This is a genomic window from Kitasatospora sp. NPDC054768, assembly GCF_053612025.1.
The window spans coordinates 1-15131 of sequence record NZ_JBSHBN010000205.1 but is presented as its reverse complement, the minus strand read 5'-3'; the positions used below and the strand labels follow the sequence as shown (position 1 = coordinate 15131).

The 15131-nt window shown below is 71.7% G+C and carries 11 protein-coding genes; 9 read left to right on the top strand and 2 right to left on the bottom strand.

Annotation, left to right across the window (positions count from 1 at the left end; translation table 11 throughout):
* The 5 genes from ACWGKU_RS36875 to ACWGKU_RS36855 form a co-directional block, all read left to right on the top strand.
* Positions 1-3450: multifunctional oxoglutarate decarboxylase/oxoglutarate dehydrogenase thiamine pyrophosphate-binding subunit/dihydrolipoyllysine-residue succinyltransferase subunit (locus tag ACWGKU_RS36875; protein WP_452191735.1), on the top strand; the 3450-nt coding region annotated here is incomplete at its 5' end.
* Between the two features lie 241 nt (positions 3451-3691).
* Positions 3692-5665, top strand: coding sequence for a serine/threonine-protein kinase (locus tag ACWGKU_RS36870; protein WP_452180661.1), 1974 nt, complete (start codon positions 3692-3694; stop codon positions 5663-5665).
* A 46-nt stretch (positions 5666-5711) separates the two neighbouring features.
* Positions 5712-5891, top strand: coding sequence for a DUF6104 family protein (locus ACWGKU_RS36865; RefSeq protein WP_387695218.1), 180 nt, complete (start codon positions 5712-5714; stop codon positions 5889-5891).
* A 212-nt stretch (positions 5892-6103) separates the two neighbouring features.
* Positions 6104-7012, top strand: coding sequence for a DUF4097 family beta strand repeat-containing protein (locus tag ACWGKU_RS36860; protein ID WP_401055312.1), 909 nt, complete (start codon positions 6104-6106; stop codon positions 7010-7012).
* A gap of 1 nt (position 7013) precedes the next feature.
* Positions 7014-8054 (top strand): PadR family transcriptional regulator, encoded by a 1041-nt coding sequence (locus tag ACWGKU_RS36855; RefSeq protein WP_452180662.1) that lies wholly within the window; start codon positions 7014-7016, stop codon positions 8052-8054.
* A gap of 62 nt (positions 8055-8116) precedes the next feature.
* Here the strand turns inward: ACWGKU_RS36855 and ACWGKU_RS36850 are convergent, their stop codons facing one another.
* A complete protein-coding gene (locus ACWGKU_RS36850) occupies positions 8117-9079 on the bottom strand; it encodes a zinc-binding dehydrogenase (RefSeq protein ID WP_401054054.1) in 963 nt (320 codons plus the stop codon).
* 97 nt (positions 9080-9176) lie between these two features.
* Positions 9177-10370: an NAD(P)-dependent malic enzyme gene (locus tag ACWGKU_RS36845; protein ID WP_452180663.1), complete on the bottom strand. Its 1194-nt coding sequence runs from the start codon at positions 10368-10370 to the stop codon at positions 9177-9179.
* 584 nt (positions 10371-10954) lie between these two features.
* Here ACWGKU_RS36845 and ACWGKU_RS36840 point away from each other — a divergent pair.
* The 4 genes from ACWGKU_RS36840 to ACWGKU_RS36825 all read left to right on the top strand — a co-directional run bounded on the left by ACWGKU_RS36840 (position 10955) and on the right by ACWGKU_RS36825 (position 15037).
* Entirely contained in the window at positions 10955-11878 is a 924-nt protein-coding gene (locus ACWGKU_RS36840; protein ID WP_452180664.1) for an ABC transporter substrate-binding protein, read from the top strand.
* Between the two features lie 420 nt (positions 11879-12298).
* Positions 12299-13225, top strand: coding sequence for an ABC transporter substrate-binding protein (locus tag ACWGKU_RS36835; RefSeq protein ID WP_359904494.1), 927 nt, complete (start codon positions 12299-12301; stop codon positions 13223-13225).
* A gap of 37 nt (positions 13226-13262) precedes the next feature.
* The gene (locus ACWGKU_RS36830) at positions 13263-14237 is read left to right on the top strand and encodes an amino acid ABC transporter permease (RefSeq protein WP_380550074.1); all 975 of its coding nucleotides are present in this window, start codon (positions 13263-13265) and stop codon (positions 14235-14237) included.
* Complete coding sequence (locus ACWGKU_RS36825) at positions 14234-15037, top strand: amino acid ABC transporter ATP-binding protein (RefSeq protein ID WP_401054938.1); 804 nt, start codon at positions 14234-14236, stop codon at positions 15035-15037. Before ACWGKU_RS36830 ends, ACWGKU_RS36825 begins: the two co-directional genes overlap by 4 nt.
* The last annotated feature ends 94 nt before the right edge of the window (positions 15038-15131 follow it).

Genomic DNA, 15131 nt, shown 5'->3' with positions numbered 1-15131 from the left:
GCTCCGGCTCCGCTCGCCGCCGCGCCCGCCGCGCCCCCGGCTCCCAAGGCCGCCGCCCCGGCGCCGGCCGCGGCCGCCGCCACCGCCGGCCCCGAGCTGATCCAGCTGCGCGGCCCGGCGAAGGCCGTCGCCACCAACATGGACGCCTCGCTGGAGGTGCCGACCGCGACCTCGGTCCGCGCCGTGCCGGCGAAGCTGTTGATCGACAACCGCATCGTCATCAACAACCACCTGCAGCGCGCCCGCGGCGGCAAGGTCTCGTTCACCCACCTGATCGGCTACGCCCTGGTCCAGGCCATCAAGGCCGCCCCGGGCATGAACTACAGCTACAAGGTGGAGAACGGCAAGGCCTTCCTGGTCAAGCCGGAGCACGTCAACCTCGGTCTGGCCATCGACCTGGTCAAGCCGAACGGCGACCGCCAGCTGGTCGTCGCGGCCATCAAGAAGGCCGAGACGCTCGACTTCTTCGGCTTCTGGCAGGCCTACGAGGACATCGTCCGCCGGGCCCGCGCCAACAAGCTGACCATGGACGACTTCACCGGCGTCACGGTCTCGCTGACCAACCCCGGCGGCATCGGCACCGTGCACTCCGTGCCGCGCCTGATGCAGAACCAGGGCACCATCGTCGGCGTCGGCGCCATGGAGTACCCGGCCGAGTTCCAGGGCTCCGCCCCGGAGACCCTGTCCCGCCTGGGCGTCTCCAAGATCATGACGCTGACCTCGACCTACGACCACCGCGTCATCCAGGGCGCGGCGTCCGGCGAGTTCCTGCGCGAGATCCACCGCCTGCTGCTCGGCGAGAACGGCTTCTACGACGAGATCTTCGAGTCGCTGCGGATCCCGTACGAGCCGGTCCGCTGGGCGACCGACGTCGCCACCACCCACGACGACGAGGTCAACAAGACCGCCCGCGTCATGGAGCTGATCCACTCCTACCGGGTCCGCGGCCACCTGATGGCCGACACCGACCCGCTGGAGTACAAGCAGCGCAAGCACCCCGACCTGGACGTCACCACCCACGGCCTCACCCTGTGGGACCTGGAGCGCGAGTTCGCGGTCGGCGGTTTCGGCAGCCAGAAGATGATGAAGCTCCGCGACATCCTCGGCCTGCTGCGCAACACCTACTGCCGCACCGTCGGCATCGAGTACATGCACATCCAGGACCCGAAGCAGCGCAAGTGGCTGCAGGAGCGCCTGGAGAAGCCGTACGCGAAGCCCGAGCGCGAGGAGCAGCTGCGGATCCTGCGCCGGCTGAACTCGGCCGAGGCCTTCGAGACCTTCCTGCAGACCAAGTACGTCGGGCAGAAGCGCTTCTCGCTGGAGGGCGGTGAGTCGCTGATCGCGCTGCTGGACGCGACCATCGACGCCGCCGCCGAGCACCGCCTCGACGAGGCCGTCATCGGCATGGCCCACCGCGGCCGCCTGAACGTGCTCGCCAACATCGTCGGCAAGCCGTACGGCAAGATCTTCGGCGAGTTCGAGGGCAACCTCGACCCGAAGTCGATGCACGGCTCCGGTGACGTCAAGTACCACCTGGGCTCCGAGGGCACCTTCACCGGCCTGGACGGCGAGACCATCAAGGTCTCGCTCGCCGCGAACCCCTCCCACCTGGAGACGGTCGACCCGGTCGTCGAGGGCATCGCCCGCGCCAAGCAGGACATCCTGGACCAGGGCGGTACCACCTTCCCGGTGCTGCCGATCCAGATCCACGGTGACGCGGCCTTCGCCGGCCAGGGCGTCGTCGCGGAGACCCTGAACATGTCGCAGCTGCGCGGCTACCGCACCGGCGGCACCGTGCACGTCGTGGTGAACAACCAGGTCGGCTTCACCGCCGCCCCGGCGTCCTCGCGTTCCTCGATGTACTGCACCGACGTGGCGCGCATGATCGAGGCCCCGATCTTCCACGTGAACGGCGACGACCCGGAGGCCGTGGTCCGCGTCGCGCGGCTCGCCTTCGAGTTCCGCCAGGAGTTCCACAAGGACGTGGTGATCGACCTCATCTGCTACCGCCGCCGCGGTCACAACGAGGCCGACAACCCGTCGTTCACCCAGCCGCTGATGTACGACCTGATCGACAAGAAGCGCTCGGTGCGCAAGCTGTACACCGAGGGCCTGATCGGTCGCGGCGACATCACCATGGAAGAGGCGGAGCAGGCGCTCCAGGACTTCCAGGGCCAGCTGGAGAAGGTCTTCGCCGAGGTCCGCGACGCGGCCCAGGCACCGGCCGACACCACCACGGGCAAGCCGGTCGCCGACTTCCCGGTCTCCATCCGGACCGGCATCTCCCAGGAGATGGTCAAGCGGATCGCCGCCTCCCAGGTCAACCACCCGGACTGGCTGACCGTCCACCCGCGCCTGCTGCCGCAGCTCCAGCGCCGCGCCGGCTCGGTCGAGGACAACACCATCGACTGGGCGATGGGCGAGACCCTCGCCATCGGCTCGCTGCTCATGGAGGGACACCCGGTCCGCCTGGCCGGCCAGGACAGCCGCCGCGGCACCTTCGGCCAGCGGCACGCCGTCCTGATCGACCGCAAGACCGGCGAGGACTACACCCCGCTGCAGTACCTCACCGAGGACCAGGCCCGTTACACCGTCTACGACAGCCTGCTGTCGGAGTACGCGGCCATGGGCTTCGAGTACGGCTACTCGCTGACCCGCCCGAACGCGCTGGTCATGTGGGAGGCGCAGTTCGGCGACTTCGTCAACGGCGCGCAGACCGTGGTGGACGAGTACATCGCCTCCGCCGAGCAGAAGTGGGGCCAGCACTCCGGCGTCACCCTGCTCCTGCCGCACGGCTACGAGGGCCAGGGCCCGGACCACTCGTCCGCCCGCCCGGAGCGCTTCCTCCAGCTGTGCGCGCAGAACAACATGACGGTCGCCATGCCGACCCTGCCGTCGAACTACTTCCACCTGCTGCGCTGGCAGGCGCACAACCCGCACCACAAGCCGCTGGTCGTCTTCACCCCGAAGTCGATGCTGCGTCTGAAGGCCGCGGCGAGTGCGACCGAGGAGTTCCTGTCCGGCTCGTTCCGCCCGGTCATCGGCGACTCCACCGTCGACCCGGCGCAGGTCCGCAAGGTGGTCATCACCGCCGGCAAGTTCTACTACGACCTGGCGGCCGCCCGCACCGAGCGCGGCGTCACCGACACCGCGATCGTCCGGGTCGAGCGGCTCTACCCGCTGCCGGTGGCCGAGCTCCAGGAGGAGCTGGCCCGCTACGGCGACAACGTCCAGTTCGTCTGGGCGCAGGAGGAGCCGGCCAACCAGGGCGCCTGGCCGTTCATCGCGATGAACCTGGTGGACCACCTCCAGGTCGTCATCGGCCGCACCGGCGGCGACGCCCGGCTGCGCCGGGTCGCCCGCACGGCGGCCTCGTCCCCGGCGGTCGGCTCGGCCAAGCGGCACGCCGCCGAGCAGCAGGCACTGGTCGAGGAGGTCTTCGCGCTCTGACGCGCCGAAGCCCCGCGGTCCGAACGCCCGTGGCCCCGTCCTCCCCTTCGGGAGGGCGGGGCCACGGGCGTTGGTGCCCGCCGCCCGTTCGGTTCCAGCTCTGCAACCAATCCGGAGCCGCCGTGCGCGGACTCCTGACGGATCGATAGGTTATGGCTCGCCGTCCGGCGACCGGGTGCCCGTCCACGCGCCCGGCCGCCGCGGCCGTACCGCCTCACCGCTCTCCCAGGGGGATCACCGCATGACCGCCGACACGCCTCGGGACGCCGGAAAGCTTCCTCCGGTCTTCCAGCCGCTCCTCCCGGACGACCCCCGGGAGGTCGGCGGCTACCGGCTGTTCGCCCGGCTGGGCGCCGGCGGCATGGGCCGGGTCTACCTCTCCTACACCCCGGGCGGGCGCCCGGTGGCACTCAAGGTGGTGCGCCCGGAGTTCGCCGAGGACGGCGAGTTCCGCCGCCGCTTCGCCCAGGAGGTCAGCAGCGCCCAGCGCATCCACGGGCTCTACACCGCGCAGGTGATCGACTCCGGCGGCCTGGACGGCGACGCCCCCTGGCTGGTCACCGCGTACGTCCCGGGGCCGTCCCTGCAGCAGGTGGTGCGCGAGAACGGCGCCCTGCCGGTGCGCACCGTACTGCTGCTGATGGGCGGCATCGCCGAGGCCCTCCAGGCGATCCACAGCGTCGAGGTGGTCCACCGCGACCTCAAGCCCGCCAATGTGCTGGTCGCCGGGGACGGCCCGCGGGTGATCGACTTCGGCATCGCCCGGGCCGCCGACGCCACCGCGCTGACCGGCACCGGCTACCGGATCGGCTCCCCCGCCTTCATGTCCCCCGAGCAGGCCCAGGGCCGCCCGGTCACCCCGGCCACCGACGTCTTCGCGCTCGGCGCCCTGGCCGCGTACGTGGCCGGCGGCACCGCGCCGTTCGGCGACGGCCCGGACACCGCGGTGCTCTACCGGGTGGTGCACGAGGAGGCGGACCTCACCGCCGTCCCGGCCGACCTGCGCGAACTGATCCAGCGCTGCCTGGCGAAGTCCCCGGAGGACCGCCCCACGCCCGCCGAGATCATCCAGGTCGCCCGCAACCACCCGGAGGTCGGCGGCCAGCTGCGGTTCGGCGACGACTGGCTGCCGCGCGAGGTCAGCACCGAGATCACCCGCCGCTCGGACCTCCCCAGGACCCCGCCGACCCCGCTGCCGGCCGCGCCCGCCACCCCGCCGACCCCGCTGCCCGCGATGCCGGCCGTTCCCCCGCCGCCCGCCGGCGCGCCGACCCACCCGGCCACCGCGGCCCACCCGCAGCAGCCGGCGACGCCCCCGTCCGGCTTCGCGCCGCCGCCGGTCGGCTCGTACGGCGCCCCGCAGCCGCCCACCGAGTCGCCGACCGCACCGGTGCTGCCCACCCCGCCGACCGTCGGGTTCCACCGGCCGGAGCCGCCGTCCCACGACACCCCGCCGCCCGGCCCGGCGGTGACCGCCGCCCCGGCGCCCGTGCCCGCACCGGAGCCCGCGCCCGCGCGCAAGGGCGGGGTGTCCTGGAAGGTGCTGCTCACCGTCGCCCTGGTGATGGCGGTCGGCGGCACCGCGGGCGGTGTGGTGCTGATGAAGAAGCTGGACGACGGCAAGGCGTCGAACGCCAAGCCGGCTCCCGCGGTCACCGTCACCCAGGGCCCGGGCCCGGACCCGGCCCGGTCGGCCGCCGCCTCCCCGAGCGCCTCCACCTCCTCCTCCGGCGATTCGGTGACGGCCGCGCCCTCGAAGTCCGGCCAGAGCACCGTCTCCGCCCCGGCCCGGCCGACCGGCTACTCCCCGATGCTGGACAAGAAGTCGCTGTCGATCCCCGCCGCCGAGTACTCCAGCGACGCCTACCGGATCGACCTGAACGCGGGCACCGTGGTGCCCCGCTCCACCGACCTGAAGTGGGGTCTGGGGGTCACCAACAACGGCAGCGGCAGCAAGGCCAACGCCTTCGACACCTACGGGGACGACAAGTCGGACTTCGCGGTGATCACCGAGCCGTCCGTCACCGCCGAGCAGTGCGCCGCCGCGATCGACTCCCGGCCGGACACCGACCTCTCGTACAACCGTGTCGCCCCGGGCCGACTGCTGTGCGTCCGCGACCGGATCACCCGCAACATCGCCATCGCGGTGATCGAGCAGGCGGACCCGACCACCGGGGCCGCCAGGGTCACCGTCAGCACCTGGCGCGCGAGCTGACCCGACTATCCTGACCAGGTCAATCCCCATCGGACCGGAGCGAACCGTGTACTTCACCGACCGAGGCATCGAGGAACTGGAGAACCGGCGCGGCGAGGAGGAGGTCACCCTGGGGTGGCTGGCCGAGCAGCTGCGCGCGTTCGTCGACCTCAACCCGGACTTCGAGGTCCCGGTCGAGCGGCTGGCCACCTGGCTGGCGCGGCTCGACGACGAGGACGACGAGTGACCCGGTGACGGCCGCCGCGAGGCCCGGGAGGCAACCGCCTCCCGGGCCTCGCGCGTGTTCGGGTACGGAGCCCCGCCGTCCCCGTAGGGGAGGTCTCGGGGACGGATCGGGGTCGGGATCGGGGGCCGGCACGCTTGACTCTGCCAGCACGCGATATATCGTCTTTAAAAGAGAACGCGATACATCGCGATCCGCGACGGGAGGCGGCAGAGATGAGCCAGTGGACGGTCGAGGGCACCGAGAGGATCACCTTCGACGAGTCGGTGCGCACGCTGCACGTGCGGACCATCGAGGGCACGGTGAACGTGGTCGCGGCCGAGGGCCCGGCCCGCCTGGAGGTCACCGAGCTGGTCGGCGACCCCCTGCACGTGACCCTGGTGGACGGCGTCCTGACGGTCACCTACAAGGACATCAACAGCTGGGGCGAGTTCGGCGACTGGCTCAAGTCGGTCGGCTCGGTGAAGAACTTCTTCGGCTCCTTCAAGCGCAAGCGGATCGCCGGCGTGACCGTGACCGTCCCGGCCGACGTCGAGGTCAAGGTCGGGACCGTGTCGGCGCACGCCACCGTCAGCGGCGTCAGCGGGCACGTCTCGGTGCAGAGCGCCAACGGCGACACCACCCTCGCCGGGGTGACCGGCCGGATCGAGGCCAGTACCGTCACCGGCGACGTGGACGCCCAGGCGGTCGGCGGCCAGCTCAAGGTCAACACCGTCTCCGGGCAGCTCACCGTGATCGCCGGCACCGCCGACCGGATCCAGGCCAACACCGTCACCGGGGCCGTCACCCTGGACCTCGACGTGGCGGGTGAGACCGACGTCAAGGTCAACACCGTCAGCGGCGCGGTCGTGGTCCGGATCCCCTCGCTGGCCGACGCCACCGTCGAGGCCGGCTCCACCAGCGGCGACGTCTCCAGCACCTTCGAGGAACTCCAGATGAGCAGCACCTGGGGCGCCAAGAAGATCTCCGGCCGGCTCGGCGAGGGCCGCGGCAGCCTCAACGTCACCACCGTCTCCGGCGCGGTCACCGTGCTGCGCCGCCCCGACTCGGAGGAGGACGGCCCGGTGGTGGTCAAGGAACTCCCGGCCGGCCCCGGCACCCCGAACCTCACCAAGGAGGCCTGAGATGACCCCCGTGTTCGGCCACGGCCGGCTCCGCCTCTACCTGCTGAAGCTGCTGGACGAGGCCCCGCGGCACGGCTACGAGGTCATCCGGCTGCTGGAGGAGCGGTTCCAGGGCCTGTACGCCCCTTCGGCCGGGACGGTCTACCCGCGGCTGGCCAAGCTGGAGCAGGAGGGCCTGGTCGCCCACAGCACCGAGGGCGGCCGCAAGGTGTACCGGCTGACCGACGCCGGACGCGCCGAACTCGAAGCCCGTCAGGTCGAGTTGGAGGAGCTGGAGGTGGAGATCCACGACTCCGTGGCCCAGCTCGCCGGGGCGATCCGCGAGGACGTCCGGGACAGCGCCAAGGACCTGCGCGAGGAGCTGTGGAACGCCGCGAAGCAGGCGCCCCGGCCGGAGCGCACCGAGGGCGGGGACCCGTGGGCCGGGCCCTGGGGGGACAACGAGTCCTGGCAGCGCGCCAAGGAGGAGTTCGCCCAGTTCAAGCTGCAGGCCAAGGAGCAGGCCAAGCGCGCCCGGGAGCAGGAGAAGGCCGCCAAGGCCAAGGCGAAGGCCGCCGAGGCGGAGGCCCGCCGGCTGCGCGAGCAGGCCAAGGCCTCCCGCACCGCCGCGCAGCAGGAGGCGCTGCGGATCAAGCGGCGGGTCGAGCAGCAGGTGCGCGAGCACGCCGCGAAGGGCGACTGGCCGACCGGGCTGGCCGAGGGCCTCTCGGAGCTGACCAAGGGCCTGGCCGGGCTGGCCGACGCGGCCCGCTGGGGCCACGGTGCGCAGGAGGAGTCCACCGGGTCCGCCGAGCGGATCACCGTGTCCCGGATCGACCTGGACAAGGACGGGCCCGCCGCGGACGCCGCGGCCGACCTGCCGCCGTGGGCCCGCACCGACCCGGCCGGGGACCCGGCCCGCGAGCTGGAGCGGCTGCTCGACCGCTTCCGCGACCAGGTCCGCGACGCGGCCCGGGACGGCGGGGTGAGCGCGGACAAGCTGGCCGAGGCCCGTACGGTGCTGGGCGCCGCGGGCGAGCGGCTGAAGCGGCTGCTCGGCTGAGCCGGCGGTCCGGAGGGTGACGGCCCGGTGCCCCCGTTCGGGGGCGCCGGGCCGCCGCGGCGTCAGGGGGTGAGGACGATCTTCCCGAAGACGTCGCCCCCGGCCAGCCGGGCGAAGCCGTCCCGGGCCTCGGCCAGCGGCAGCACCGAGTCGATCACCGGCCGGACGCCGGTGTTGGCGCAGAACGCGAGCAGCCCGGCCAGCTCCTCCTTGGTGCCCATGGTCGAGCCGACCACCTTGAGCTCCAGGAAGAAGATCCGGTTCAGCTCGGTGGAGCTCGGGTTGGGGCCGGAGGTGGCCCCGGAGATGACCACGGTGCCGCCCGGGCGCAGCGACTTCACCGAGTGCGACCAGGTCGCGGCGCCGACCGTCTCCAGCACGGCGTCCACCCGTTCGGGCAGCCGGGCGCCGCTCTCGAAGGCCGCGTCGGCACCGAGCTCCACCGCCCGGGCGCGCTTGGCCTCGTCCCGTCCGGTGACCCAGACCCGCAGGCCGGCCGCCTTGCCGAGGACGATCAGCGCGGTCGCCACCCCGCCGCCCGCGCCCTGCACCAGGACGGTGTCCCCGGGCTTGACCCCGGCGTTGGTGAACAGCATCCGGTAGGCCGTCAGCCAGGCGGTGGGCAGGCATGCGGCCTGCTCGAAGCTCAGCCCGGCGGGCTTGGGCAGCAGGTTCCAGGTGGGTACGGCCACCTTCCGGGCGAAGGTGCCCTGGTAACGCTCGGTCAGGATGGAGCGCGGCTCGGTCGGGCCGACCCCGTGGCCGCTCTGGCCGATCACGGAGTGGATGACGACCTCGTTGCCGTCCTCGTCGATCCCGGCGGCGTCGCAGCCGAGGATCATCGGCAGCCGCGCGGCGGGCAGGCCGACCCCGCGCAGCGACCAGAGGTCGTGGTGGTTGAGGCTGGCGGCCCGGACGGTGACCACGCTCCAGCCGGGTCGGGCCTGCGGCTCGGGAAGCTCCCCGAGCTCCAGCCCGCTCAGCGGATCGTCGGCGTCGATGCGTGCGGCGTAGGCGGCGAACATGCCCCGGACGTTAGCCCGGTACGGCCGAGGCCGGGAAGCACGCGAGCATGTGACGCGTGTCCCGGCCTCGGAAGGATCGGCCCCGGAAGGCTCGGCCTCAGGCCCGGGCGACGCCCTCCGCGCGGGCGGCCTCGGCGACGGCCTTGGTGACCGCCGGGGCGACCCGCTCGTCGAAGGGCGAGGGGATGACCTTCTGCGGGGTCAGCTCGTCGGCCACGACGCCGGCCAGCGCCTTGGCGGCGGCGAGCTTCATGCCCTCGGTGATCCGGGAGGCGCGGACCTGGAGGGCGCCCGCGAAGATGCCCGGGAAGGCCAGCACGTTGTTGATCTGGTTCGGGAAGTCGCTGCGGCCGGTGGCGACCACGGCGGCGTACTTGTGCGCGACCTCGGGGTGGATCTCCGGGGTGGGGTTGGCCATCGCGAAGACGAACGCGCCCTCGGCCATGGTCGCGACGACCTCCTCCGGCACGGTGCCGCCGGAGACGCCGATGAACACGTCGGCGCCGGCCAGCGCGTCGGCCAGCGAGCCCTTGAGGCCGGTGCGGTTGGTCCGCCCGGCGATCTCGGCCTTGACGTCGGTGAGGTCGCCGCGGCCCTCGTGGACGACGCCCTTGCGGTCGCAGACCGCCACGTCGCCGATGCCGGCCGCGACCAGCATCTTGGCGATGGCGATGCCGGCCGCGCCGGCACCGGAGATGACGGCCCGCAGCGAGCCGATCTCACGGCCGGTCACCTTGGCGGCGTTCCACAGGGCGGCGGTGGTGACGATCGCGGTGCCGTGCTGGTCGTCGTGGAAGACCGGGATGTCCAGGGCCTCCTGGAGCCGGCGCTCGATCTCGAAGCAGCGGGGCGCGGAGATGTCCTCCAGGTTGACGCCGCCGAACGAGGGCGCCAGCCGGACCACGGTCTCGACGATCTCGTCGACTCCGGTGCAGGCGAGCGCGATCGGCACCGCGTCCACGCCGCCGAACTGCTTGAACAGGATCGCCTTGCCCTCCATCACGGGCAGCGAGGCCTGCGGGCCGATGTCGCCGAGGCCCAGCACCGCGGTGCCGTCGGTGACCACCGCGACGGTGTTGGCCTTCCAGGTGTAGTCGTTGACCAGCTCCGGCTGCTCGGCGATGGCCGTGCAGACCCGGGCGACACCGGGGGTGTAGGCGAGGGACAGGTCGTCCGCGTCGCGCACCGGGACGGTCGCCCGGATCTCCATCTTGCCGCCGCGGTGGAGCGCGAAAACCGCGTCGACCGGATCGTCGGTGTCCTGGGTGCTGCTGATGATCTCCGCTGCCACGATGACCTCTTCGTCATTGATCTGGCGAGGACGCGCGGCCGACGGGCAGGACGACCCGGCCGGAAACCGGAAACCGGGTACGCCGAAGCGGACCCGGGGTCAGGGTCGGGGCGCTGCCGTCGGGCGGCGCCCTCGGATGAGGGTTTTATGGGGTCTTGTGTTGTCCGCGTTGTGCTTCCGGGCCGAGCGTAGGTCGGACGAAGGCATCGCACCTATGCCTTTTCGTCCTCGTCACGTGCGGTTCATCGCCGTGCCGTCGCGTCACAGGGCCCGGCGTCGGAAGCGCCGGGCACCGGCGGCGGCAACGGCATGAGCGCACGCGCACCCGCAGGAGTGAACGCAGATCCGAAGGGGAGTCGGCGCCCCGGATACGGAGCCGCGTGAGGACTTCCGTTCCCGGGCACCCCGAGCCTGTCGGGGCTCGTCGGTCTGGTTCGAGCGTTCGGGGGTCACCCGGTAACGAATTCTGACACACCCGCCGCCGGGCCCGGCAGGCCGGGATGGCAGGATCGCTTGTCCGCCATTTCGCGTACACCCGCGCGACACCGTGGCGGCCGCTCGTCCCTCCCACAGGAGCCTCCCTCATGCTTCACGTCCGCCATGCCCGTCGTCCGATACCGGCCGCCGCCGCCCTGGCCACCGCCGGTGCCCTGCTGCTGACCGGCTGCGGCGGCGGGCAGGCCGCCTCGGACGACCCGGTCAAGGACCTCCGCGGCAAGCTGCCGAACGCCCAGCGGACGGCCGGGGCGCTGCGGGTCGGCATGGACGTCAACTACGCCCCGGTGGAGTACCGCGGCCCGGACGGCAAGCCGGCCGGCCTGGACCCGGAGCTCGCCGCCGCCCTGGGCCGGATCCTCGACGTGCGGGTCGAGTTCGTCGACACCCCCTTCGACAAGCTGGTGCCGAACCTCCAGGCCAAGCAGTACGACGTGGCGATGTCGGCGCTCAGCGACACCCGCCAGCGCCGCGACGCCCTGGACGAGAACGGCAAGCAGACCGGCCCCGGCGTGGACTTCGTGGACTACTTCATCGCCGGCACCTCGATCGTCGTCCCGAAGGGCAACCCCAAGGGGATCAAGGGCCTGGACGACCTGTGCGGCAGGACCGTCGCGCTCCAGCAGGGCACCACCCAGGACGAGATCGTCACCCGCCAGGTGGCCGTCTGCGCCCGGGCCGGCCGCCCGCTGACCCCCCACAAGCTGGACACCGACACCAAGGCGCTGGCCGAGGTCGCCTCCGGCGCCGCCGCGGCCGGCCTGAACGACTTCCCGGTGGCCGCCTACGCGGCGAAGACCACCGACGGCGGCGGCCGCTTCGAGGTGACCGGCGGGCAGTCCACCTCCAACCCGTACGGGATCGCGGTGCGCAAGGACGACGGGCAGCTGCGCGACGTGCTGACCAAGGCGATCGACCAGCTGATCCGCAGCGGCGAGTACGACAAGATCCTGGCCAAGTGGAACGTGAGCGCCGGCGCGGCGCAGAACGCGGTGGTCAACGGGGGCATCTGATCCGGCGGGCGACGGGCGCCGGGTGCGGCACGGACCGGTCTGCATACGTATGCGCAGGGTGACAGGGGCACGGAATAAGTCCGAATAGCGGACAGTGCGACCCCTCGTTATCCGATTTTGATCTGGATGAGGGCCACCTGACTGTCATCAGATGGCAGGATTCCCCCCATCTCGGATCGAGCCGGCCACTGGTCGAGGCCGTCCGGTCAACGTCCACCTCGGCGGAGGGTGGCGGAAGCAGTACCGCGTACGACCCCGGGCGGCTCCCCCCGCGCCCGGGAAACTGCACGACCCGGCCTGCACGTACGACGACGTACGGCGACACGCACCCGTACCGAGCCGCGCGGCTCGCCGGTCCGGTGCGCCGCTCCCGCGGCGCGCTCCGCCCGACCTCTCTCCCCCAGGATGGAGATCCCCCTCATGACCACCCGTACCCAGCGCAGCCGGCTCCTCGCAGCCGGTGTGGTCGCCGCGTCGGTCTCCCTCGTGCTGACCGGTTGCAGCAGCAGCAAGAGCGACGGCGGCGGCGCCCCCAACGCCTCCGCCACCGTCAACGAGGTCAAGGCCGACCCCAAGCTGGCCTCGCTCGTCCCGGAGGACGTCAAGTCCGCCGGCAAGATCGTCGTGGGCGCGGACGCCTCGTACGCCCCGGACGAGTTCAAGGACGACAGCGGCAAGATCATCGGCATGGACGTCGACCTGGCCAACGCCATCGCCGCCAAGCTCGGACTGAAGGCCGAGGTCCAGGACTCCGGCTTCACCGCGATCATCCCCGGCATCCAGTCGAACAAGTTCCAGCTCGGCATGTCGTCCTTCACGGACAACAAGGAGCGCGAACAGATCGTCGACATGGTCACCTACTTCAACTCCGGCAGCGCCGTCGCGGTGAAGAAGGGCAACCCGGAGAAGGTCGACCCGAAGGACCTCTGCGGCAAGAAGATCGCCGTCCAGACCGGCACCACCCAGGCCGACGAGATCAAGGACACCCGCGACCCGGACTGCGCCAAGGCCGGCAAGCCGGGCATCCCGAACGGGGGCGACAAGTTCGACCTCCAGACGGACGTCACCAACGCCGTGGTGTCCGGGCGCGACCAGGCGATGATGGCCGACTCCCAGGTGATCGACTACGCGATCAAGCAGTCCGGCGGCCAGCTGGAGAAGGTCGGCGAGACCTACGGCACGGCCCCCTACGGTGTCGCCCTGGCCAAGGGCTCCAAGCTGACCCCGGCCGTCCAGGGCGCCGTCCAGTCGCTGATCGACGACGGCACGTACAAGCAGATCCTCACCAAGTGGGGCGTCGAGGCCGGCGCCATCTCCACGTCGGCCGTCAACGGTGCCGTCAGCTGACCCTCGTACGCTCCATCTTCTCCCCCGAGGCCACACCGTGAACTCTTTGGACAAGGGGACGGCGGAGAAGGGGCGGCCTGACATCATCAAGGCCGTCCCCGTCCGCCACCCCGGACGCTGGGCGGGCGCCGTCGTCATCGCCCTGCTCGCGGCGATGCTGCTGAGCGCCCTCCTCACCAACCCCGCTTTCAAGTGGGACATCGTCGGTCAGTACCTGTTCCACGACAGCATCATGCACGGCCTGCTGGTGACGCTGGAACTGACCGTGCTCGCCATGCTCATGGGTGTGGTCGGCGGCATCATCCTCGCGGTGATGCGCCTGTCCCCGAACCCGCTGCTGGCCGGCGTCGCGTGGGTCTACATCTGGATCTTCCGCGGCACCCCGGTGCTGGTGCAGCTGGTGTTCTGGAACTTCCTCGGCCTGATCTGGGCCAAGCTGTCGATCGGCGTCCCGTGGGGGCCCGAGTTCTGGTCCGAGCAGACCAACGTGCTGATCCCGACCTTCGTCGCCGCACTGCTGGGCCTCGGCCTCAACGAGGCCGCCTACATGGCGGAGATCGTCCGCGGCGGCATCCAGTCGGTGGACGAGGGCCAGAGCGAGGCCGCGCACGCGCTCGGCATGAGCCGGTTCCAGACCATGCGCCGGATCGTCCTGCCGCAGGCCATGCGGGTGATCATCCCGCCGACCGGCAACGAGACCATCTCGATGCTCAAGACCACGTCGCTGGTCTCCGTGATCTCCCTGGAGGAGATCTTCCGGGCCGGCCAGGTCATCTACTCCCGGAACTACCAGAACATCCCGCTGCTGATCGTGGTCAGCCTCTGGTACCTGTTCTTCACCTCGGTGCTGACCATCGGCCAGTACTACATCGAGCGCCACTACGCCCGAGGCTCCAACCGCACCCTCCCGCCCACCCCGCTGCAGCGACTGCGGGGCCTGTTCGCCGGGAAGCCCGCCCCGAGGACGACCGCCGACGTCGTCCCGGGGATCGAGGGAGGTGGTCACGTATGACCGATCTGACCAAGACCCCCGCCGACGCCGCGGCCCCGGCCGAGCCCATGGTCCGCGCCGAGAGCGTGCACAAGTCCTACGGCCCGGTCGAGGTGCTCAAGGGCATCGACCTGGAGGTGGCGAAGGGCGAGGTGTTCTGCCTGATCGGCCCCTCCGGCTCCGGCAAGTCGACCTTCCTGCGGTGCATCAACCACCTGGAGAAGATCAACGGCGGCCGCCTCTGGGTGGACGGCGAGCTGGTCGGCTACCAGCAGAAGGGCGACCGGCTGCACGAGCTCAAGGACCGCGAGGTCGCCCTCAAGCGGCGCGACATCGGCATGGTCTTCCAGCGCTTCAACCTGTTCCCGCACATGACCGCCGTCGAGAACGTCATGGAGGCGCCGGTCCAGGTCAAGGGCGAGAGCAGGGCCGACGCCCGCGAGCGCGGCATGGTCCTGCTGGAGCGGGTCGGCCTCGCCGACAAGGCGAAGAACTACCCCTCGCAGCTCTCCGGCGGCCAGCAGCAGCGCGTGGCGATCGCCCGCGCGCTGGCCATGAAGCCCAAGCTGATGCTCTTCGACGAGCCGACCTCCGCGCTCGACCCGGAGCTGGTCGGCGACGTCCTGGACGTCATGCGCGGCCTCGCCGAGGAGGGCATGACCATGGTGGTCGTCACCCACGAGATGGGTTTCGCCCGCGAGGTCGGCGACGCGCTGGTGTTCATGGACGGCGGTGTGGTGGTCGAGTCCGGCAACCCCCGCGAGGTGCTCACCAATCCCCAGCACGAGCGCACCAGGGCCTTCCTGTCCAAGGTGCTCTGAGCCCGTACCGTCGGGGGCCCGCGGGCGCCGCGCCCCCCCCGGGCGAGGGCCGCCGCCCGGGGCCCCGGGCCGGGCCGCCCCCCCCCCCCCCCCC

What these genes read in the sequence shown, in the direction of transcription:
- ACWGKU_RS36870 (WP_452180661.1), top strand. Translation starts at nt 3,692, where the DNA reads ATGACCGCCGACACGCCTCGGGACGCCGGAAAGCTTCCTCCGGTCTTC.
- ACWGKU_RS36860 (WP_401055312.1), top strand. Translation starts at nt 6,104, where the DNA reads ATGAGCCAGTGGACGGTCGAGGGCACCGAGAGGATCACCTTCGACGAG.
- ACWGKU_RS36855 (WP_452180662.1), top strand. Translation starts at nt 7,014, where the DNA reads ATGACCCCCGTGTTCGGCCACGGCCGGCTCCGCCTCTACCTGCTGAAG.
- ACWGKU_RS36850 (WP_401054054.1), bottom strand. Translation starts at nt 9,079, where the DNA reads ATGTTCGCCGCCTACGCCGCACGCATCGACGCCGACGATCCGCTGAGC.
- ACWGKU_RS36840 (WP_452180664.1), top strand. Translation starts at nt 10,955, where the DNA reads ATGCTTCACGTCCGCCATGCCCGTCGTCCGATACCGGCCGCCGCCGCC.
- ACWGKU_RS36835 (WP_359904494.1), top strand. Translation starts at nt 12,299, where the DNA reads ATGACCACCCGTACCCAGCGCAGCCGGCTCCTCGCAGCCGGTGTGGTC.
- ACWGKU_RS36825 (WP_401054938.1), top strand. Translation starts at nt 14,234, where the DNA reads ATGACCGATCTGACCAAGACCCCCGCCGACGCCGCGGCCCCGGCCGAG.